This window comes from Ruegeria sp. AP11 (genome assembly GCF_056535865.1).
The window spans coordinates 2,162,365-2,183,902 of record NZ_JBQFJB010000001.1 but is presented as its reverse complement, the minus strand read 5'-3'; the positions used below and the strand labels follow the sequence as shown (position 1 = coordinate 2,183,902).

Genomic DNA, 21,538 nt, shown 5'->3' with positions numbered 1-21,538 from the left:
TGTTACCTCAGCCGCAATGCGTTCAGGGACACGGTGATCGACGAGGTCGACATCGCCAGCGCCGCGATCAAGGGTGTCGCGAGGCCCACAACGGCCAGAGGCACCGCGATCACATTGTAGACGGTGGCGATGCGGAAGTTCTCGCGAATCCGTTTGGTCGCCTTGATGGCCGTATCGCAGGCATCCGAGATTGGTGACAGGTCATTGCCCAGCAGCACGATATCCGACGCCACCCGCGCCGCATCCAGCGCCGAAGCCGGAGAGATCGAGACATGCGCTGCCGCCAGAGCTGCCGTATCGTTCAACCCGTCGCCGACCATCAGAACACGGTGACCCTGATCGCTCAACGCTTGCACTTTGGCGGCTTTGTCCTCGGGCAGGGCTTGCGCGATCCAGCTTTCAATGCCCAGTTTGCCTGCCAGCGCCTCAACAGCACCCTCGGTATCGCCCGAGATCAGAAGGACCTCTTTGCCGGACTTGCGGAAGGCGGCAACGGCCTCGGCCGCGCCTGCGCGCAAGCTGTCCGTGAAAGTAAAGCGCAGGGGCTGGTGCGATCCGATGGCCAGCCAAGCCGAGGTCTGCGCCCCATCCTCGCCACCGACCCAGGCGGCGCGGCCCAGCCGGACGCGTTGATCGCGGTAAAGACCTTCGGTGCCATAGCCCGGCACTTCGACCACATCGCGCAGGGTGGCGGGCTTGATGCCAGCTTCGCGCGCTGCTTTGGCAAGGGCAAGCGACAGAGGGTGCGATGACGCCTCGGCCAGCGCCAGCGCCACTTCCAGATCGGCGCGGGAATGGTCGCCCAGATTGGTCAACTCGGGCGTGCCCGAGGTCAGCGTGCCGGTTTTGTCAAACACAACCGTATCGACCTCTGCCAGACGCTCCAACGCTGTGGCGTGTTTGATCAGCATCCCGCTGCGGAACAACCGCCCCGAGGCCGCCGTGGTCACAGCCGGAACCGCCAGACCCAGCGCACAGGGGCAGGTGATGATCAGAACCGCTGCCGCGATGTTCAGCGCCGTGCGGACATCGCCGGAATAGATATACCAGCCCAGAAAGCTGAGCGCCGACAGGATGTGCACCCCCGGCGCGTACAGCTTGGCCGCCTTGTCGGCCAGCGATGTGTATCGCGACCGGCCCGACTCGGCGATGGCCACCAGATCGGCCATGCGGTGCAACGAGGTATCCTCTCCCACCGCCGTCGCGCGGATGGTCAGGGGCCCGGTCAGGTTGACCTCACCGGCGCTGACGGCCAGCCCCTCCTGTGCGAACACGGGGAGGGTTTCCCCGGTCAGTAGAGAGCGGTCGAGTTCGGATTGGCCCGAAACGATCTCTCCGTCCACCGGCATCCGGCCACCGGGGCGGACTAGGATAAGGTCGCCGACATTCAGGGCCGAAACCGCGATCTCCTCCTCAACACCATCGACCAGACGGGTGGCGCGGGGCACCTCAAGCGCAGTCAGTTCCTCAGCCGCAGAGCGGGCAACGGCGCGGGTGCGGTAGTCCAGATACCGCCCGGCCAGCAAAAAGAACGTCAGCGTCAGCGCGGCGTCGAAATAGGCATGCTTGCCGCTGAGCGCGGTTTCCCACAGCGAGGTGGCCAGCGCCAGCAGGATGGCCAGCACGATCGGCACATCCATGTTCAGGCAACGCACCCGCAGGGCGCTCCAGGCGTTGGCAAAGAAAGGCTGGGCCGAAAAGGCAATTGCGGGCAGCGCTATCGCCGCGGATATCCAGTGGAACATGTCCCGCGTCGCATCCGTCGCCCCGGACCAGACCGAGACAGACAACAGCATCACGTTCATCGAGGCAAACCCGGCCACAGCCAGCCGCATCAGCAGGTCCCGCCCAGCCTTGTCCGATTGTGTGGCCGACAAGGCACCGGGGTCAAGCTCATGCGCCTCATAGCCCGCACGTTCCAGCACCGGGATCAGATCGGCGGCACGAATGCCCGGATCGGCTTTGATCATCGCGCGTTTGAGGGTCAGATTGACCCGCGCGTCTTCGACGCCGGGATGGGCGTTCAGTTCCCGCTCGACCGTGGCGATACAGGCCGAGCAGTGAATCCCCGGCAGCGACAGCGCAATCTGCGCGTCTTTGGGTGCCGCGCGCGCGGGCTCGGCCGGGGTTGCGAGGCATCCCGGGCAGGCCGCCGTGCCGGTGGGGGCGTGCACGGTCACCGGGTCACCCTTTCACATACAGCGGCACGCGCTGCGCAAACTCGGCCCCGTCCTTGGCCTTGGCGACCAGCCGGATGTTCCAGTTCCCCTTGCCCAAGGCCGCAGGGGCCGCATAGGCCAGACCATCAAAGGTGAAATCCGGCGAGAAATCGTCTTTCACATGGGTCGCGCGGCCAACCACCGCCTGCAATTCGGCTACTTCAACGGGTGCGCCGGTCGGATCGATAATAAGCAGCACCAGCAGACCGCCGGTCACCTCGGCCTTGATCTCCCATCCCAGCGCCTGTTGCTCTTGCAGGCGTTCATTGAACTCCTGACTGGCGACGTAGGAGTTCTTGACCTCAAGCCCCGGGAAAGTTTTCACCGCACTATAGGCCAATATCAGATTCACCGTGATGATCACGCCAAAGGCTGCGACGAACACCGCCAATGCGTGTTTGCCGGTGAATTTTCGCTCTGCCATGCTCAGTTTCCTCGTCCGTTGAACGTGGTGTCTTTATACGCCCGCTCGCCGCTTTCAAGTTCTTCCACCCAGATGCGGACCGATGTGCTGTTCATAGCGGCCGGGCCGGTGTCCTTCGCAGCCGTGATGTAGACCCGCGTCAATTGTGCCGTATCCGCAGCGACATTGACAGTATCACCTTCAATGCCCTCAATTTCGATCTGCAACGACGGATCACCTGCCAGCGTCAATATAAAGGGCCGCTCTTCACCGTGCTTGTTGCGCAGGCGCACGTCATAGGTGTTGCGGATCGTGCCATCCGAAAGGGTGACAAAAGTCGGGTTCCGCACCGGCGCGACCGTCAGGTCGATATCCGAGCGGATGAACAAAGCGAACAGCAGTGCAAACCCGACCAGAGACCACAGCGCCGTATAAAGGATCGTGCGCGGTCGCAAGATGTGCTTCCAGACGTTTTTGGGCGGTTTTCCTGAACGTTCATTCGCCTCATCACTCAGCGCCATATAATCGATCAGGCCGCGCGGTTTGCCGATCTTGGCCATCATGTCGTCACAGGCGTCGATACACAGCGCACAGGTGATGCACTCCAGCTGCTGCCCATCGCGGATGTCGATGCCGACCGGGCAGACATTCACGCAGGCCATACAGTCGATGCAGTCGCCCAGTTCGGAATCCGCAGTTCGTTTCCCTTTGCCGCGAGGCTCACCCCGCCATTCGCGGTAGCCGACGACCAGAGTATCCTCGTCCATCATCGCTGCCTGAATACGGGGCCACGGGCAGGCGTAGATACAGATCTGTTCGCGGGCAAAGCCGCCGAAGAAAAAGGTGGTGGCGGTGAGAATCAGCATGGTGGTGTAGGCCACCGGATGCGCATTGCCGGTCACCAGATCGCGGGCCAGTGTCGGCGCATCGGCGAAATAGAACACCCAGGCCCCGCCGGTGGCGAGGCCGATCAGAAACCAGACCACCCATTTGGTCAGCCGCAGGCGCGCCTTGCGGAAATCCAGCTTTTTCTGCCGGTGCAGGCGCAGACGGGCGTTGCGATCCCCCTCGATCCAGCGTTCGACCAGAATGTAAAGATCAGTCCACACGGTCTGCGGGCAGGCATAGCCGCACCAGACCCGGCCCAGCGCCGAGGTGAACAGGAACAGCCCCAGCCCGGCCATGATCAACAATCCGGCGACGAAATAGAACTCGTGCGGCCAGATTTCGATCCAGAAGAAATAGAACCGCCGGTTGGCCAGATCCAGCAGCACCGCCTGATCCGGAAGGCTTGGCCCACGATCCCATCTGATCCACGGCGTGACATAGTAGATGCCCAGCGTCACCGCCATGATGATCCACTTCAGATTGCGGAACGGGCCGGACACCCTTCTCGGGAAAATCGGCTCTCTGGCGGCATAGAGACTGGGGGTGGGGTTGGAATCGCTCACAGGCTGGCTCCGCAACTGGCTTTTCTGAGTATGCCTTGTTCCAGAACACGGTGCGAGAGACTTTGACATGGGTCAAAACGCGCATCGTACAGACATCTTTTCTCGTTCTTGTTACCGCGCGCTGCGCGCTTCGCGTTTCAGCCAGTTGATGAATGTCTTCACGGATGGCCTAAGTGCTGATTTTTGTGTCACAATATGATATCCACGCGTATCAGGTTCGGCGAAAAGCTCGACGATGCGGCCCGCTGCGATATCGGCTTCGACGAATTGTCGCACGGTGACCGTGACCCCCTGCCCCGACCTCAGGCCATCCAGCAGAAGATTGCCCGGCAGCTGCGTGCGCCCCGCGCCGCGTTCGGGTCCGACACCGCGCTCGGTCAGCCATTTCGTCGCCTCAGTAGTGCCGATTTCCTCGAGCCAGGGTAACTGCGCAAGCTCTTGCGGGGACCAGTCTACTTTGCCGCCCAAGAGCGTGGGCGAGGCTACAATGACCATCGGTGTCTGCAACAACATCTGGCAATCTACCCCCGGCCAGCCACCGGCGCCATATCGGATGGCCACATCCACCCCGCCCGGGCGCAGGTCGACCACCTCGAAGGTCGGGTCCAGGATCAGGTTGACCTCGGGGTGCGCGGCACGAAAGCCCGGCAGGCGCGGCATCAGCCAGGACGCGGCAAAGGATGAGGTCAGCGAGACATGAACCGGGCGGTCTTGCCCCGAGCGGGCCAGATCACCCACCGCCGCCGCGATCGCGCCAAAGCCCAGATGCAGGGCACGGGCCAGGTGCTCTCCGTCACCGGTCAGGGTCAACGCCTTGCCCGAACGGTCCAGCAGCGCAACGCCCAAGTGCTTTTCCAGCGCGCGCAATTGCTGACTGATGGCAGCGTGACTGACATTGAGCGCGGCACCGGCATCAACAACATTTCGCTTCTCAGCAAAGGCAGCAAAGGCTCTGAGCGCGGCCAACGGCGGTAGATTGAGCCAATCCATATGTAACTCCAACTTACATATTGAAACGGTTATTGAGTCGCATTTTGCGCCTCAAAGGTCAATCTTTTTAACAGAAACATCCTCGCACAGGAGCAACACCATGCTGACCGTCTTTGCCCGATCGTTCATGACCGTGACGCGGATCAACGCACCACATATTCGCGACGCACCTAAACCGAACCGCCGCAAATCGCGCTGGTTGCCCGAACATCACTGGTGGAGAGAACATCCGCGCGCGGCAGATCTGGACGATCTTTGAACCATATGGTTCTGCCGGTTCTGGACCCCGGCAACGCCAAACTCTATTGTTTGGAAAGTCGGCACCGGCTGTTCTGGAAACGCGCGAACAGATGGAACAGCCGGTGCCTCAGCCTTCGGGCGGGTGACCGCCCGGAGGTGTTCTTTTAACCCTTACTGACCGCCACCCAATTGGTGGACATAGGCAGTTACAGCGCGGATCTGCGCATCGGTCAGGCGGTTTTCCCACGATGGCATCACGCCGAAGCGGCTGTTGGTGACCGTCTCGGTCAGGGCCTCTTCGCTGCCACCATAGAGCCAGATCGCGTCGGTCAGGTTCGGCGCACCCTGGAAGACATCGCCCGTGCCGTCTTCGCCGTGGCAAGCCGCACAATTGTCTTCGAAGACAACCTTGCCTGCCTGGGCCGCAGCATCATCGGTCTGGGCGTTGGTCAGGGACATGACATACTGCACCACCTGAGTGATCTCGTCATGTTCGAGGATTTCACCAAAGGCCGGCATCTCGGAATAGCGCGCATCGTCGCTTTCTTCGTTCCGGATGCCATAGGCGACGGTGGTCTCGATGTCCTCAAGCGATCCGCCCCACAGCCATGCGTCGTCCAGCAGGTTCGGGAAACCTGGTGCACCCTGCGCACCCGAGCCGTGGCACTGTGCGCACCAGGTCCGGAATACGGCACCGCCTGCGTTCACGGCGTATTGCTGCAGCTCTGCATCGGCCGAGATCTCTTCCAGCGGGGTTTCGACCAGCTTGGCATTCCACGGTGCGTTTGCTTCTTCGAACGCAACCATATCCTGTTGCACCAGCTCGCGTGAGGACCAGCCCAGCACACCGGCGGTTGCCGATTGAACCAGAGGCCACGCGGGATACATGACCGTGTAGATCACACCCCATAGGATGGTGGCATAGAAAGTCCACAGCCACCAGCGCGGCATCGGGTTGTCAAACTCTTCGATACCGTCCCAGCTGTGACCCGTTGTATTCGGATCACCCGGCTGTTTTTCAGGTGTCTTGCTCATGGCCGCGCCTCCTTGGATGTGGCGGGTTTGTCTTCATGCCGGAATGGGATGTTGGCGGTGTCCTTGTATTCCTTGCTGGCACCGGGGCGGAATACCCAGATCACGATGCCCAGGAAGAAGGCGAACAACAGAAGCAACATCCAGCTGTCCGCAAACTGTCTGAGGATTGTGTACTCTTCCATCACACCCTCCTTAGCGGCTTGCATCAGGCGTGAAGGTCGAGAAATCGACCAAAGTGCCCAGCATCTGCAGATAAGCGACCAGCGCGTCCATCTCGGTCAGGTCGGACTGACCATCGAAGTTCCGCACGTTGACCTTGTCGCCATAGCGTTCCAGCAGCCCGTCATAGTCGCTGTCGGGGTCGGCCTGAGCACGGAAATCCGCCACTGAGTTTTCCAGCATCTCCTCGGTGTAAGGCGTGCCGACGAGCGCGTTTGCCGCCATGATGTCGCCGATATACTTGCCGTCCAGTTTGGTGTCTTCGAGGAAGCCATATTTCGGCATCACCGATTCCGGCACCACAGATTGCGGATCGCGCATGTGATCCACATGCCACTGGTCCGAATAACGGCCACCGACACGGGCCAGATCAGGCCCGGTGCGCTTGGACCCCCACTGGAACGGATGGTCATACATCGATTCAGCAGCCAGCGAATAGTGGCCGTAGCGTTCGACCTCGTCCCGCATCGGGCGGATCATCTGGCTGTGGCAGACATAGCAGCCTTCACGCAGATAAACCTCGCGCCCCGCCAGTTCGAGAGGGGTGTAGGGCCGCATGCCCTCCACCTTCTCGATGGTGTTCTCAAGATAGAACAGGGGTGCGATCTGTACGATGCCACCGATGGTCACGACCAGAAAGCTGAAGATCAGCAGGAGGGTCGCGTTGGTCTCGAGGATCTTGTGTTTGTCGAGAATTGCCATTGCTCCGGCCCTCCTTATTCAGCCGGGACCGCAACGGTCAGGCTGGCCTCTTTGGCCGGCGCTTTCCGCACAGTCATCCACAGGTTGTAGCACATGATCAGCGAACCAGCGAGGAACATAACCCCACCCAGACCACGCACCACATACATCGGGAACTTGGCAGCCACGGTGTCGGCGAACGAGTTCACCAGGAAGCCGTTGGCATCCACTTCACGCCACATCAGGCCTTCCATAATGCCGGTCACCCACATCGACGCGGCGTAGAGCACGATGCCGATGGTGGCGAGCCAGAAGTGCCAGCTGACCATCTGCAGCGAATACAGACGCTCACGCTTCCACAGGACAGGCACAAGGAAGTACAGCGCACCAAAGGTGATCATGCCGTTCCAGCCCAGCGCGCCCGAGTGCACGTGGCCAATGGTCCAGTCGGTGTAGTGGCTCAGCGAGTTCACCGCGCGGATCGACATCATCGGGCCTTCGAAGGTAGACATGCCGTAGAAGCCGACCGAGATCACCATCATCCGGATCACCGGGTCGGTGCGCAGCTTGTCCCATGCACCGGACAGGGTCATCAGACCGTTGATCATACCACCCCAGGACGGCATCCACAGGATCACCGAGAACACCATGCCCAGCGTCGAGGCCCAGTCAGGCAGCGCGGTATAGTGCAGGTGGTGCGGACCAGCCCAGATATACAGGAAGATCAGTGCCCAGAAGTGGATGATCGACAGCTTGTAGCTGAATACCGGACGCTCGGCCTGTTTCGGAATGAAGTAGTACATCATGCCCAGGAAGCCCGCGGTCAGGAAGAAGCCCACAGCGTTGTGGCCATACCACCACTGGATCATGGCATCCTGAACACCCGACCAGACGATGACCGATTTCGAACCCCAGATGCTGACGGGCACGGTCATGTTGTTGACCAGGTGCAGCATGGCGACGGTAACGATGAAGGCCAGATAGAACCAGTTGGCCACGTAGATGTGGGGCTCTTTCCGTTTGATGATCGTGCCCAGATAAACGGCCAGATAAGCCACCCAGACGACGGTCAGCCACAGGTCGACATACCATTCCGGCTCGGCATATTCCTTCGACTGGGTACCGCCCAGCAGATAGCCGGTGGCGGCCAGAACGATGAACAGCTGATAGCCCCAGAAAACGAACCACGCCAGATTGCCACCCCACAGGCGCGCGGCGCTGGTGCGTTGCACGACATAGAACGAGGTTGCGATCAGCGCGTTGCCGCCAAAGGCGAAGATCACCGCCGAAGTGTGCAGCGGCCGCAGGCGGCCGAAGTTGGCATAGCCCTGCGCCCATTCGAAGTTCAGCCCCGGAAAGGCCAGCTGGAACGCAATAAAGGTCCCCGCCAGGAACCCGACCACACCCCAAAAGGCAGTTGCGATCACGCCATAGCGGATCACGTCATCCATGTATTCTGCTGAGCGATCTACAAGAATACCTGGCTCATCGGTGTTTCGAAGCGTCCAGATGAACAACCCAGCGGCGATAATCATCACCAGAATTGCGTGCACCTGATACGCCAAGTCCCGTGCATAATTGGACCCGATCGCGGCGAACACCACGACCAGCCCAAGCACGATCAGCTTGATGTAATTTGACATATTGCGTCCCTTTGCCATGCCTCGTGCGATTCTTTATGCCACACGAAACCCTTTTTGACTGCATGCTGTAATGCAGCGAGGGCGCTTATGACGCTTTGATCTGCATCAAGACAAGCCTGTGTTTAATGTGACAGGTTTTTTGTCAGGAAACCGACGGGCGCGCTGCGCAAGGCCGCGCTGAAATCATGAGGGCGACATGGCATATAAATCCCTACTGACGGTCATGACCGAAACCAGGCTGTCTCAGTCAGCTCTGGCACAGATGGTGGCGCTGGCCGAGGTGCAGGACGCACATGGCGAGGCCCTGTGCCTGGGCGTCGACCGCAGTCAGACTGGATATTACTACGCCGGGGCTAATGCGTTGATTCTGCAGGAAACCCTGAGCCGCGCCAATGCCGAGGCCGAAGAGGTTCTGGCCTGCGCCGAGGATTACCTGGGCAAATCCGGCATCCGCTGGTCAGCCGAGAATGGTGTGGCCCAGATCGCCGATATCGGGCGCCACGTTGCGCGCCGGGCGCGATTCTCGGATCTGGTTGTATTGCCCCGGCCCTATGGCAAGGACCGCGACGCCGAAGCCGAACCGATCGTCGAGGCCGCCATGTTCGAAGGCCACGCTCCGGTTCTTCTGGTGCCGGACAACGCCGAACCGGTCAGGCGACCCGGTACCGTCATGATCGGCTGGAACGAAAGCATCGAGGCGATGCGCGCGATCCGTTGTGCCATGCCCTTCCTCAAACAGGCCGAGCTGGCGCGAATCGTGGTCATCGATCCGCCGCGTCACGGGCCCGACCGCTCCGACCCCGGCGGAATGCTGTCGCAGATGCTCGCCCGGCACGGTGTGAAATGCGAAATTGACGTGCTGAGCAAAACCATGACCCGCGTCTCGGACATTCTGAACCGCCACGCGGCGGACACCGATGCGGACATGATCGTGATGGGCGCCTATGGGCATTCCCGGTTCCGCGAAGCCATTCTGGGCGGTGCCACGCGCAATATGCTCGAGCAGTCGGAGATTCCGGTGTTTCTGGCGCACTGAGACACATTGAGGCCTTATCAGAAGTCGCCCTGACGTGGGGCGACTTCTGATGTTCAGGCCTTTCGGACCAAACCGATCAGGAACAGCAATATCACCGCGCCCACGGTGGCAAAGAAAATCGAAGAAAACAGGCCCCCGCCAACCCCAAAGCCCAGCGCAGGAAAGATCGTGCCCGCCAGGAATGCGCCGACGACTCCGACGACAATATTGCCGATCAGGCCAAAGCCGCGCCCTTCCATGATCTTGCCGGACAACCACCCGGCTATCGCACCGATGACCAACATCGCCAACACACTGCTGAATACCATGGCTTGCTCCTGATTTTGTGGGGGTCGCGCCGACAGGGTGCGGCGTCAGACCAGAAATCCACCATCCGTGTCGTCGCCGGCCTCTTCCATCAGGCGGCCCATATCCGGGATGGTGACGTGACGTTTGGCCTCCAGCTCGATCACCCGGTCCTTTTTCAGCGCCGACATCTGACGGCTTACCGTTTCCAGCGTCAGGCCCAAATAATCCGCCATCGCCTCACGCGTCAGCGGCAGGTCGAATACAATTTGTCCCGCCATGCCGGATTGGTGGATCGACGCATCCCGCCGGGCGATGATCGACAACAGGCTGGCGATCTTCTCGCGCGCGGTCTTGCGTCCGAGAACAAGCATCCATTCGCGCGCCGCGTCCAGCTCGTCCAGCGTCATCTCAAGCAATCGCTGCGCGATGTGCGGCGTGGTCGTCATCATCTCTTCGAACGGCTTCTTGCGGAAACAGCACATGACCAGATCGGTGGTCGCGACCACGTCGTAAGGTGCAGAATCACGGCCCGGACGGCCAACGAAATCGCTGGGCAGCAACAGGCCCACCATCTGCGTGCGGCCATCTTCCATCGTTTGCGTCAGCGAAGCGATCCCGGACACGACGGAGCCCACAAAATTCATCGGGTCGCCGGACCAGATGATATTTTGGCCAGCTTCAAAGCTGCGGTAATATTTAATGCTTTCAAGCTCTTCGAGCTCGTCTTTTTCGCAATGAGCACACACCGCCCGATGACGGATCGGGCAGTCCTGACAGTTCCCATGCTCAACAAAAGCTTTTACATTCATCCGCGCGCCCACTTGATCTCAGTCAAAGTATCGAAGCAATCCCTGTTATAGCTCTAGCGCCATGACAATCAAAGCTCAATTGGCGCGGCTTGGACTTTTTGACGCGAAGGTACCGCGTTATACAAGCTATCCGACCGCCCCCCATTTCAACAATGATGTGGGCCCCGACCTGTACGCAGACTGGATTTCCGGCATCGCGCCCGGCAGCTCCATCTCTCTATATATCCACGTCCCGTTCTGCCGCAGGCTCTGCTGGTTCTGCGCCTGCCGCACGCAAGGCACCCAGACCGACAACCCGGTCATCGCCTATGTGGATGTGCTAAAGGCCGAGCTTGACCTGCTGGCCGCGCGCCTGCCTCAGGGTGTGACTCTGTCCCGCCTGCATTGGGGCGGTGGCACACCGACCCTGCTGAACCCCGATCTGATGCGCGATCTGGCGTCGCGAATCCTGGAAGTGGTTCCTTTGGGTCCGGACGCCGAGTTCTCGGTCGAAATCGACCCCAATGAGATCGACGAGGCGCGGCTGGACGCGCTGGCCGAATCCGGCATGAACCGTGCCTCGATCGGGGTGCAGGATTTCGATGACGAAATTCAGAAAACCATCGGGCGCATTCAGGGCTATGACGTCACCCGCAATGCGGTGGACATGATCCGCGCACGTGGCATCACCAGCCTGAACGCCGATATCCTTTATGGTCTGCCGCATCAGACCAAGGCGCGAATGACGGAAAGCGTGCAGAAGCTGCTGTCGCTGTCGCCGGACCGCGTAGCGCTTTATGGTTATGCGCATGTTCCGTGGATGGCCAAGCGGCAACAACTGATCCCATCGGACGCGCTGCCCACGCCGGAACAACGTCTGGAACTGTTCGAGACCGCCCGCCGCCTGTTCCTGTGGGACAAATACGCTGAGATCGGCATTGACCATTTCGCGACGCAGGATGATGGCCTGACAAAGGCGCTGAACGCCGGGCGGCTCAAGCGCAACTTCCAGGGCTATACCGACGATCAGGCGGATGTTCTGGTTGGCGTCGGGGCCAGTTCGATCTCGCGCTTCCCGCAAGGTTACGCCCAGAACGCCTCGGCCACGTCGGCCCATACCAAGGCCATCCGCAACGGACAGTTTTCGACGGCGCGCGGGCATCTGTTCAAGGGGCAGGACGTGCTGCGTTCACGCCTGATCGAAGCGCTGATGTGCGATTTCCAGATCGACACGGCGGAAATTCTGCGCGATCACGACATCTCGGCCCGCGAGTTGCAGCAGATGTACCAGTCGACCAACGCCGCGTTCGAAAATCTTCTGCAGATCACCGATAAAGGGCTGTTCATTCCCCCGGAAGCCCGCGCACTGACCCGCATGATTGCCCGGAACTTTGACGCCTATGACCTGAGCAAGGCAGGCCACAGCTCGGCGATTTGACGCTTTTGGGCCGGTCGGTCGCCTGACCGGTTCCTTTCGAACCTGCATGAGGGGCTTGACGCCCGCCTCTGGTTTTCTCCACACTTGAAGGGTGGAGAGCCGCATCTCTCCGCCGCCTGAGGCAGGCCGAGTACCAGACAGACCCGTACCGACGCATTCGCGTCGGACAGCCCTTTTCGTGCAGCCAAGTTGCAACTGAAAGAGGGACAGCACCCATGCGCGTTTTCACCGTCCTCGGCCCCAGCCAATCGGGCAAATCCACCTTGGTCGAAGCGATCAGCCGCCTCGACGGGCGGCCCACCACATTCGATATTGCCGGAACCGTGCATCTGCACGGTTTTTCTTACTTGGACGAGCCATGGTGTGCGGTGGACGTGGACGGCGGCGGCGATTCATTGGCCTATGTCGGCCCGGCCATGGCCATCTCGGACGCGGCCGTGGTCGTGGTACCGCCCGACCCGGACGCCGCCGTGCTATGCGCCCCGTATCTGAGGTTGGTTGAAGAGGCAGGCATTCCCTGTTTCCTGTTTATCAACCGTATGGACAGCCCCAATGGCCGCATCCGCGACATCGTTGCCGCGCTGCAGACCTATTGCACCCATCACATCGCCTTGCGTCAGGTGCCGATCCGCGACGGCGACAGTATCATCGGTGCCGTCGATCTGATCTCGGAACGCGCCTGGAAGTATCAGGAAGGCCAGCCCTCGGCCCTGATCGAGCTGCCGCAATCGGTGGAAGACCGCGAACAGGAAGCGCGCACCGAACTGCTGGAGACCCTGTCGGATTTCGACGATAACCTTCTGGAGCAACTGATCGAAGACAAACAGCCCCCAAGCGAAGAGGTCTATGAACTGGCTGCGCAGGTCTTGCAGAACCACCAGCTGATCCCCGCCTGTCTGGGCGCGGCCAGCCATGGCAATGGTCTGACCCGGTTGATGAAAGCGCTGCGGCATGAGGCGCCGGAATTCAACATCGCGGCGGACCGGGATGAGGCCGAAGAAAACGCACGTGCCATCGCAGGCTTTGCCGATGTGAAAAAGCATATCGGCAAGATCACCGTGTTGCGCGGTTTGGGCGACGGGGTGAAAGCGCACGAAGCTCTGGGGGGCGAAACCGTCGGGAACCTGACCACGCTGGACGCCAAGACCCAGATCGGTGCGCTCGAAGCCGGACAGATCGGTCTGGCCGTGAAATCCGACCATCTCAATCCCGGTTTCATCTATGACAGCGCGGCGGCAACGCCGCTGCCGGAATGGGCCTCTTCACATCCCGCCGCGCATCGACAAGTCGTTTCGCCTGCGCATGAGCGCGATGATGTGCGTCTGTCAAACGCGCTGTCTCGTCTGGTCGAAATCGATCCCGGCCTGCATCTGGAACAGGACGAGTTGAGCGGTCATTCCATTCTGGGCTCGCAAGGTCCGCAGCATATGCGGCGCGTAAGCGCCAAGCTGGCCGAAGATTTCGGTATCGAGATCGAGGCCGAGGCCGCCGGAACCGCCTATCGTGAAACCATCCGCACCAAGGTCGATCATCGCCATCGCCACCGCAAGCAATCTGGCGGTGCGGGGCAGTTTGCCGATGTGGTGATATCCATCGCTCCGCTGCCGCGCGGCTCAGGCTTCCAGTTCGAAGAGGTGGTCAAAGGCGGTGCGGTGCCTCGCAACTATATCCCTTCGGTGGAACATGGCGCCAAAGACGCATTGGTCGAAGGGCCTGAAGGTTTCCCTGTCGTGGACGTCAAAGTGACCCTCAGCGATGGGAAACACCATAACGTCGACAGTTCCGATTATGCCTTCCGCACCGCCGGCAAGAACGCCGTGCGCGAGGCGCTGCCCGAGGCGAAGCCGGTCGTCCTGCAACCGATCCTGAACGCCGAGATTCATCTGCCGTCAACCTTTGTCGGCGATCTGGTGCCGACGATCAGCTCGCTACAGGGTCAGGTGCTGGGATTTGAGGGCAACCCGAACGCGTCGGGCTGGGAGATTTTCAACGCCCAACTTCCCGCGGTGGCTCAGGACGAACTGCACCGGACGCTCGCCAGCGCCACCCGCGGCACCGGTTGGGTCAAACTGCAATTCGACCATTATGAAGAACTGCGTGGCCCCGTTCCGAAGTCAGCCGACCGTGAGAAGGCCAACGCCTAAGCAAAATCGTGGGTTGCAGAAGGAGTTTGGGAGGATCGAAGGCGCTAGCAGTGTCTTCGCCTCCATCTTTGCATATCTAAAGCTTTGTTTTGAGCCAATCCCAAAGGGGTTTCGCAAACAACACCAAAAAGATAGCGATACAGAGAGCAACTTGAGCTTTTAAGGACACCCAGAATTCTTCGCTCATGAAGGCAATCATGCAAGAGACGCCAACGAAGAATGCCTTTCCCACGTAGTCATTTCCTTGCTCTTTCACGCTACCCCGCCGCCGCAATCAGTTCACGGGTGTAATCGGTTTGGGCGTTCTCGAACAAGTCTTCGGCGGCACCCATTTCGACCACATCGCCGTTGCGCATGACAATCACGTTGTGGGACATCGCGCGCACGACCTTCAGGTCGTGGCTGATGAAAAGATAGGCCAACCCGTATTTCCGCTGCAGGTCGCGCAGCAGATCGACAATCTGCACCTGCACGGTCATGTCCAGCGCACTTGTCGGCTCGTCCAGAACCAGCAGCTTGGGCCGCAATACCATGGCGCGGGCGATGGCGATACGCTGGCGCTGACCACCCGAGAATTCGTGCGGGTAGCGATCCATCGCGGCGGGGTCCAATCCGACCTCGGTCATCACTTCGGCTACCAGATCACGCGGGGCGCGGTGGGGGTCGATCTTATGGATCGCCAACCCCTCAGCGATGATCTGCATGCATGTCATCCGCGGGCTGAGGCTGCCGAACGGGTCCTGAAACACGATCTGCATGTCCTTGCGCAATCGGCGCAGTTCACGCGTTGACCAGCGGCGCACATCCTGATCGCGGAAAGTGATCCCGCCCTCGGACGCGATCAACCGCATGATGGCCAGCGCAAGCGTGGTCTTGCCCGAGCCGCTTTCACCAACAATCCCCAACGTTTCCCCGGCGCGGACGCTGAGCGTCGCGTCGTTGACGGCCTTCACATGGCCGACGGTCCGCTTAAGAAACCCGCGCTGGATCGGGAACCAGACCTTGAGGTGATCGGTGCGCGCCACCTCTTCAGCGTCCACTGCAACCGGATCAGGGTGGCCCGAGGGTTCTGCGGCCAGCAATTTTTGCGTATAGGGGTGCCGCGGATTGTCGAAAATCTCGGTGGTTACCCCGGTTTCGACAATTTCCCCGTCTTTCATCACACAGACCCGGTCGGCGATGCGGCGAACGATACCTAGGTCATGGGTGATGAACAGCATCCCCATATTCTCGGATTTCTGCAGCTCGGCCAGCAGTTCCAGAATCTGTGCTTGAATGGTCACGTCCAGCGCCGTCGTAGGTTCGTCCGCGATCAGAATGTCCGGCTTGTTGGCCAGTGCCATGGCGATCATCACACGTTGACGCTGCCCGCCCGAAAGCTGGTGCGGATAGCTGTCCAGCCGATCCTGCGGGTCGCGGATGCCGACCTTGGTCAACAGTTCCACAATCCGGTCCCGCGCGTCGCTGCCCGACACCCCCTGATGCAGCGCCAGCGATTCCGCCATCTGTTTCTGGATCGTGTGCAGCGGGTTGAGCGAGGTCATCGGCTCCTGAAAGATGAAGCTGATGTCGTTGCCGCGCACATCCATCAACCTGTCTTCGGACGCGCCGATCATCTCTTGCCCGTCATATGTGACCGAGCCCTCGACAATCGCGCTGTCCCCCAGCAGCGACACGGTGCTGAGCGCGGTGACGGATTTTCCTGACCCGGATTCGCCCACCAGCGCCACCGTCTCGCCTCTGTTCACCGCAAACGACACGCCTTTCACCGCAGCAGAAACCCGCCCGTCCTGCCGAAAGGCCACGCGCAAATCCTGCACAGTCAAAAGGGACGATTTCGTTGTCATATCCTGATCTCTTCCAAAGCGGCGTAGATATAGCCGACCCAAACTGCGCTTATCAGCGCTGTCACCTGCAGATATATCGGGAAGGTCCGATTGACCGCATAGGCGATGGCACTGGCGATCAGTGAAAATGTGCCCGGACCGAACAGAACGAAGAACACCAGACTGAATACTTCGACCCGGAAGGCGCCCTGCGGATGGGTTCGAATAAACTCCCATCCGATCCAGCTTAGCATGCAGGCGATGTACAGCAGCGCCGGAATCGCCGCGTAGCGGACGATCTGCACAACCACGCCATGTCCTGCCTCGGCAGTCATGAGAAGGTCTTTCTGGGATCAAACGCATCGCGCACGCCTTCGAAGATGAAGACCAGCAGCGACAGCATGATGGCAAAGGTGAAGAAGGCGGTGAAGGCCAGCCACGGGGCCTGCAGATTCTGTTTCGCCTGCAAGGTCAGCTCGCCCAGAGACGGGGCCGAGGATGGCAGACCAAAGCCCAGAAAGTCCAGCGACGCCAGTCCGCCAATGGTACCGGTGACGATGAAGGGCATGAAGGTCAGCGTGGCCACCATCGCGTTGGGCAGCATGTGGCGGAACATGATGGTCATGTTACCCACGCCCAGCGCGCGGGCGGCGCGGACATATTCCAGATTGCGCGCGCGCAGGAATTCCGCGCGCACAACGCCCACCAATCCGGTCCAGCTGAACAGGATCATCAGGATCACCAGCAGCCAGAAACTTCGCCCGAGAATCGCAAACATGATGATGATGACGTATAGCGACGGCGTCGCCGACCATATCTCGATGATGCGCTGGAAGATCAGGTCCAGCCAGCCCCCGAAAAAGCCCTGAATGGCCCCGGCGAAAATCCCGATCAGACTGGCCACTCCGGTCACCAGCAAGGTGAACAGGATCGACAGGCGGAAGCCATAGATCACGCGGGCCAGTACATCGCGCTTGGTGTCATCCGTGCCCAGCAGGTTCTGGCCGTTTGGCGGCAGCGGTGCCGCGCCCGGACGATCCACGCTGGTGTTGAAGGAATAGGGGATCAGGGGCCAGATAGCCCAGCCGCGTTCAAAGCCTTCGGCCTCGAATGTGCCGGCCTTGATCTCGTCAATAATCCCTTCGGGGTCGTCAAAACACTGATCCAGACCCCCGCTGTCGATCAGGCACATAACCTCAGGGTCGCGATAGATCGCCTCGGTCTGGAAATCGCCGCCGAATTCGGTCTCGGCATAGAAGTTGAAGACCGGTGTATAGAATTCGCCCCGGTATTTCAGCAGGATCGGTTTGTCATTGGCGATGAACTCGGCAAACAGCGACAGGCCAAACAGGATCGAGAAAATGATCAGCGACCAGAAGGCCCGCCCGTTGCGGCGGAAATTGCGCCAGCGGCGCTGGTTGAGGGGAGAAAGTGCCATTTACCCCTCCCGCTTTTCGAAATCGATGCGCGGGTCGACCAGCACATACATCAGGTCACTGATGATTCCGACGACCAGCCCCATCAAACCGAAGATGAACAGCGTGCCGAAGATCACCGGATAGTCGCGCGCCACGGCGGCCTCGAACCCCAATCGACCCAAACCATCCAGCGAGAAAATCGTCTCGATGATGATCGAGCCGCCAAAGAACACCCCGATGAACACCGCCGGAAAGCCCGCGATCACGATCAGCATCGCGTTGCGGAAGACATGGCCATAGAGGACCTTGCCCTCGCTCAGGCCCTTGGCGCGGGCGGTCATGACGTATTGCTTTTTGATCTCATCCAGAAACGAGTTCTTGGTCAGCAGCGTCAGCGTCGCAAAGGCCGAGATTGTCAGCGCGATGATCGGCAACGCGATATGCCAGAAATAATCGGTGATCTTACCGAACAGGCTGAGGCTGTCCCAGTTATCCGAGGTCAGCCCGCGCAGCGGGAATATCTGCCAGTACGAGCCACCGGCGAACAGCACAAGCAGCAGAATGGCGAACAGGAAACCGGGGATGGCATAGGCCACGATGATGGTTCCGCTGGTCCATGTATCGAAGGTTGACCCGTCTTTGATCGCCTTGCGAATACCCAGCGGGATCGAAACCAGATAGGCGATCAGCGTCGACCACAAACCAAGCGAAATCGACACCGGCATCTTTTCCACCACCAGATCGATCACGCTGATCGAGCGAAAATAGCTCTCGCCAAAATCCAGTGTCAGGTAATTGCCCATCATGCCGAGAAAGCGTTCGAGCGGCGGTTTGTCGAAGCCGAATTCCTTCTCGAGCTCGGCGATGAACTCGGGCGGCAGGCCTCGGGCACCGACATATTTGTCGTCAAAACCTCCGCCTGCAGGCTCGGCCCCTGCACCAGCATCGCCGCCACCGGCAAAGCCTGCAAAGACGTCGCCCTGACCTTCGATCTGCGCGATGATCTGCTCAATCGGCCCACCGGGCACGAACTGCACCAGCGTGAAATTGACGATCATGATGCCCAGCAGGGTCGGAATGACCAGCAACAGGCGTCTTAAAATATAGGCGCCCATGTTACCGCAGCGCGCCTTTCGCCTTCAGCGCCGCCTCTTTCTCGGGGTTGACCCACCACAGGTCGAGATGGCCCAAATTGAACGGAGGCAGATTTTCCGGGTATTCATACATGTCGTAGTAAGCTGTCCAATAATCCGCGACGTACCCATCAGGGATGATGAAGAACTCATAGCGCAGCACACGGTCCAGCGCCATAAGGGCCGCATCCTGTTCGGCCTGATTTGTGGTATCAAATGATGCCTCGATCACCGCATCTACCAGCGGGCTGGCAAGACCAGCCGGGTTGAACAGACTGAACGCTGCCTCTTTCGAACCATACATCTGACTAAGCCCGCCACCCGTGGACAGGAAAGAACCGTAACGGGTCGAATACACCATGTCGTAATCGCGCTCGCGCCGACGCAGGGTAAACTGAGATGGGTCCACCTTTTCCGCCGAGGCATCCACACCGATGGATTGCAGGTTCTGCACAAAAGTCTCGATCATCGTTGCGGTCGATGTCGGAATGCTGGACGCATACGGGATGTTGACCTTGAGCGTCTGGCCTTCGGCGTTGCGACGCAGATTGCCGTCACCCACGGGCCAGCCGGCCTCATCCAGCAGTTTCGAGGCTTTGCGCAGATTGCGGCGGTCATTCAGACGGGCCGGGTTGGATTCGTGAACCAGCAGAGCGGGTTCGGTCATGACCTCGGCGGGAACAACATCGCCCAGGGCTTCCAGAAACGCACGCTCCTGACCCTCTGGCGCTTCCTGAGCTTCAATATGCGTACCCTGCACAAATGAACTGCGCGGAGTGTTCAGACCAAACATCAGAGATTCATTGGCCCATTCAAAGTTGAACGCCAACGCAATTGCCTTGCGCACATTCTTGTCGGCAAATTGCGGCTTACCCAGATTGAACACGAACCCCGACGGAGTCGGCGGGCTGCCATCCGCGATTTCATCCCGCACAACCGATCCTTCGCTCAACTTCGGGAAATCATAGCCCGAGGCCCAGAGCTTGGGGTCGTTTTCGATCCGCATGGTGTATTCGCCTGCCTTGAAACCTTCGAAGGCGGCGGTCTGGTCGGCGAAATACTCAACCCGGATGGTGTCATAGTTATTTCGACCCCGGTTGAAGGGCAGATCCTTGCCCCAATAATCATCCCGCCGCTTGTAGACGATGCGGCGGTTGATATCGTAGCTGTCCAGCTTGTAGGGGCCGGACCCAACAGCAACCTCAAGCCGGGGTTCATCCAGACGGCGGCTTTCATCCGCCTCAAACCATGCCTTGGAAAACACCGTTGTCGATCCGACAGTTTCGATCAGGCCACGCCGCGTTACATCCGGACTGAAGGTGAATTTGACGGTGTGATCATCCAGCGCCTCGGCCCCGGTAACCATGCGACCGACCGCTTGCGCATATGACGGAAGACCCTGTTCAATGAACAGCCGGTGACTGAACACAACATCCTCGGCGGTTACGGGCGTACCATCCCAGAATTTCGCCTCTGGGCGCATGTGAAAGATCACGTAATTGCGGCCCTCATCATATTCCATGCTTTCCGCCAGAACACCGTAATACTGGCCAACACTGTCTGCGGTCGACTCGATCAGCGAGTCATATTGCAGGGTGGTCAGCGCCCCCGGCCGACCTTTTCGCGAGTATGGGTTCAGCGAATCGAACGTTCCCGACCCGGCCAACGACAACTCCCCGCCCTTCGGTGCATCGGGATTCACATAGTTCAGATGCGGGTAATCGGCCGGATAATCCAGATTGCCGAAATAGGAATAGCCATGGCTGCGTGTGACGCCTTCTTCGGCAGCCAAAGCCGCATTGCCGCCAGATACCAGGATTGCCGCCGAAATCCCCAGCGCCGCTGCCCAGGACTGAAACTCGGACGGGCGCAATGCGGTCAGAAGGGATTTCATGGTGCTCTTCCTCTGGGTCATTTATCGTCTTCAATGTCGTGCAGGCCAGCTAAATGACCAATGCTTACTGTTGCAAGTTTAGAATGCGTGAACGCTTTGTGAAGTTCTTCTCAGACAAAAAATAAAGCCGCTGCACAGGGCAGCGGCTTTGAAACCTGCAATTCTGATCAGCCGATCAGTTGCCGATTGTCTGCAGATAGGCAATCACATCGGCACGGTCCTGCGGCTTTTTCAGGCCAGCAAAGCTCATCGAAGTGCCCGAAATATAGCTGCTGGGCTTGGTCAGGAAGGCATCCAGCGCTTCGGGCGTCCAGTTGCCGCCATGGGCCTGCATCGCGGGGGAATAGCCGGTGAAGCCACTGGCCGCGGCCACAGGGCGGTCCACGATACCATAAAGATACGGACCAGTGCTGTTCGCGCCATCTTCCAGCTTGTGGCAAGCGGTGCACTTGCGGAACACTTTGGCGCCTTTTTCCGGATCGGCTGCGGCCAGCATATCTTCGAACACAACCTCTTCACCGTCAGCGCTTTCACCCGAGCTTTCGGTTTCGATAATATAGGAAGCCTCGGCAGAATGGCTGTCAGAGCTATAGAGGACATCCGCCCCCCATTTTGCCAGAAGAAGCACAAGAAAGGTGCCAAACAGGCCGGCTGCGGCCTTGGTAACTGTCATCGTGTCGAACATTTTGATC

The 21,538-nt window shown here is 59.8% G+C and carries 20 protein-coding genes; 4 read left to right on the top strand and 16 right to left on the bottom strand.

Features of this window, described 5'->3' with window-relative positions; translation table 11 throughout:
• Window positions 1-2 precede the first annotated feature (2 nt).
• The 4 genes from ACR3E4_RS11090 to ACR3E4_RS11075 form a co-directional block, all read right to left on the bottom strand.
• On the bottom strand, window positions 3-2,180 hold the full coding sequence (locus tag ACR3E4_RS11090; protein WP_480534176.1) for a heavy metal translocating P-type ATPase: 2,178 nt from the start codon (window positions 2,178-2,180) through the stop codon (window positions 3-5).
• Between the two features lie 4 nt (window positions 2,181-2,184).
• The gene (locus ACR3E4_RS11085; protein WP_480534178.1) at window positions 2,185-2,643 is read right to left on the bottom strand and encodes a FixH family protein; all 459 of its coding nucleotides are present in this window, start codon (window positions 2,641-2,643) and stop codon (window positions 2,185-2,187) included.
• A gap of 2 nt (window positions 2,644-2,645) precedes the next feature.
• Entirely contained in the window at window positions 2,646-4,073 is a 1,428-nt protein-coding gene (gene ccoG / locus ACR3E4_RS11080; protein WP_480534180.1) for a cytochrome c oxidase accessory protein CcoG, read from the bottom strand.
• A 111-nt stretch (window positions 4,074-4,184) separates the two neighbouring features.
• Window positions 4,185-5,063, bottom strand: coding sequence for a LysR family transcriptional regulator (locus ACR3E4_RS11075; RefSeq protein ID WP_480534182.1), 879 nt, complete (start codon window positions 5,061-5,063; stop codon window positions 4,185-4,187).
• Window positions 5,064-5,163: 100 nt separating this feature from the next.
• Between ACR3E4_RS11075 and ACR3E4_RS11070 the strand changes: the two genes are divergently transcribed.
• Complete coding sequence (locus ACR3E4_RS11070; RefSeq protein ID WP_480534184.1) at window positions 5,164-5,322, top strand: hypothetical protein; 159 nt, start codon at window positions 5,164-5,166, stop codon at window positions 5,320-5,322.
• A 152-nt stretch (window positions 5,323-5,474) separates the two neighbouring features.
• On the opposite strand, the gene ccoP is transcribed toward ACR3E4_RS11070, so the two are convergent.
• The 4 genes from ccoP to ccoN are packed head-to-tail and all read right to left on the bottom strand — an operon-like array spanning window position 5,475 to window position 8,881.
• Complete coding sequence (gene ccoP / locus ACR3E4_RS11065; protein ID WP_480534186.1) at window positions 5,475-6,338, bottom strand: cytochrome-c oxidase, cbb3-type subunit III; 864 nt, start codon at window positions 6,336-6,338, stop codon at window positions 5,475-5,477.
• Complete coding sequence (locus ACR3E4_RS11060) at window positions 6,335-6,520, bottom strand: cbb3-type cytochrome c oxidase subunit 3 (RefSeq protein ID WP_480534188.1); 186 nt, start codon at window positions 6,518-6,520, stop codon at window positions 6,335-6,337. Before ACR3E4_RS11060 ends, ccoP begins: the two co-directional genes overlap by 4 nt.
• A 10-nt stretch (window positions 6,521-6,530) precedes the next feature.
• The gene (ccoO, locus tag ACR3E4_RS11055) at window positions 6,531-7,259 is read right to left on the bottom strand and encodes a cytochrome-c oxidase, cbb3-type subunit II (protein ID WP_480534190.1); all 729 of its coding nucleotides are present in this window, start codon (window positions 7,257-7,259) and stop codon (window positions 6,531-6,533) included.
• A gap of 14 nt (window positions 7,260-7,273) precedes the next feature.
• Window positions 7,274-8,881 carry a cytochrome-c oxidase, cbb3-type subunit I gene (gene ccoN / locus ACR3E4_RS11050; protein WP_480534192.1) on the bottom strand — a complete coding sequence of 536 codons (1,608 nt, stop codon included), beginning with the start codon at window positions 8,879-8,881 and terminating at the stop codon, window positions 7,274-7,276.
• A 196-nt stretch (window positions 8,882-9,077) separates the two neighbouring features.
• Between ccoN and ACR3E4_RS11045 the strand changes: the two genes are divergently transcribed.
• Window positions 9,078-9,917, top strand: coding sequence for a universal stress protein (locus tag ACR3E4_RS11045; protein ID WP_480534194.1), 840 nt, complete (start codon window positions 9,078-9,080; stop codon window positions 9,915-9,917).
• Between the two features lie 53 nt (window positions 9,918-9,970).
• Here the strand turns inward: ACR3E4_RS11045 and ACR3E4_RS11040 are convergent, their stop codons facing one another.
• Window positions 9,971-10,225: a GlsB/YeaQ/YmgE family stress response membrane protein gene (locus ACR3E4_RS11040; RefSeq protein WP_480534196.1), complete on the bottom strand. Its 255-nt coding sequence runs from the start codon at window positions 10,223-10,225 to the stop codon at window positions 9,971-9,973.
• A gap of 45 nt (window positions 10,226-10,270) precedes the next feature.
• Window positions 10,271-11,014: a transcriptional regulator FnrL gene (gene fnrL, locus ACR3E4_RS11035; RefSeq protein ID WP_480534198.1), complete on the bottom strand. Its 744-nt coding sequence runs from the start codon at window positions 11,012-11,014 to the stop codon at window positions 10,271-10,273.
• A gap of 61 nt (window positions 11,015-11,075) precedes the next feature.
• Here fnrL and hemN point away from each other — a divergent pair, with 61 nt between their 5' ends.
• On the top strand, window positions 11,076-12,431 hold the full coding sequence (hemN, locus tag ACR3E4_RS11030) for an oxygen-independent coproporphyrinogen III oxidase (RefSeq protein WP_480534200.1): 1,356 nt from the start codon (window positions 11,076-11,078) through the stop codon (window positions 12,429-12,431).
• Window positions 12,432-12,646: 215 nt separating this feature from the next.
• Window positions 12,647-14,575 carry an elongation factor G gene (locus ACR3E4_RS11025; protein ID WP_480534202.1) on the top strand — a complete coding sequence of 643 codons (1,929 nt, stop codon included), beginning with the start codon at window positions 12,647-12,649 and terminating at the stop codon, window positions 14,573-14,575.
• A 257-nt stretch (window positions 14,576-14,832) separates the two neighbouring features.
• Here ACR3E4_RS11025 and ACR3E4_RS11020 read toward each other — a convergent pair whose 3' ends face one another.
• From ACR3E4_RS11020 to ACR3E4_RS10995, 6 genes are all read right to left on the bottom strand, one after another.
• Window positions 14,833-16,422: an ABC transporter ATP-binding protein gene (locus ACR3E4_RS11020; protein WP_480534204.1), complete on the bottom strand. Its 1,590-nt coding sequence runs from the start codon at window positions 16,420-16,422 to the stop codon at window positions 14,833-14,835.
• Window positions 16,419-16,736 carry a hypothetical protein gene (locus tag ACR3E4_RS11015; RefSeq protein WP_480534206.1) on the bottom strand — a complete coding sequence of 106 codons (318 nt, stop codon included), beginning with the start codon at window positions 16,734-16,736 and terminating at the stop codon, window positions 16,419-16,421. The genes ACR3E4_RS11020 and ACR3E4_RS11015 overlap by 4 nt, the downstream gene beginning before the upstream one ends.
• A complete protein-coding gene (locus ACR3E4_RS11010; RefSeq protein ID WP_480534208.1) occupies window positions 16,733-17,839 on the bottom strand; it encodes an ABC transporter permease in 1,107 nt (368 codons plus the stop codon). The genes ACR3E4_RS11015 and ACR3E4_RS11010 overlap by 4 nt, the downstream gene beginning before the upstream one ends.
• A complete protein-coding gene (locus ACR3E4_RS11005; protein ID WP_480534210.1) occupies window positions 17,840-18,934 on the bottom strand; it encodes a microcin C ABC transporter permease YejB in 1,095 nt (364 codons plus the stop codon).
• Between the two features lies 1 nt (window position 18,935).
• Complete coding sequence (locus ACR3E4_RS11000) at window positions 18,936-20,846, bottom strand: extracellular solute-binding protein (protein ID WP_480534212.1); 1,911 nt, start codon at window positions 20,844-20,846, stop codon at window positions 18,936-18,938.
• A gap of 175 nt (window positions 20,847-21,021) precedes the next feature.
• Window positions 21,022-21,531: a c-type cytochrome gene (locus ACR3E4_RS10995; protein ID WP_480534214.1), complete on the bottom strand. Its 510-nt coding sequence runs from the start codon at window positions 21,529-21,531 to the stop codon at window positions 21,022-21,024.
• Window positions 21,532-21,538: the final 7 nt, after the last annotated feature.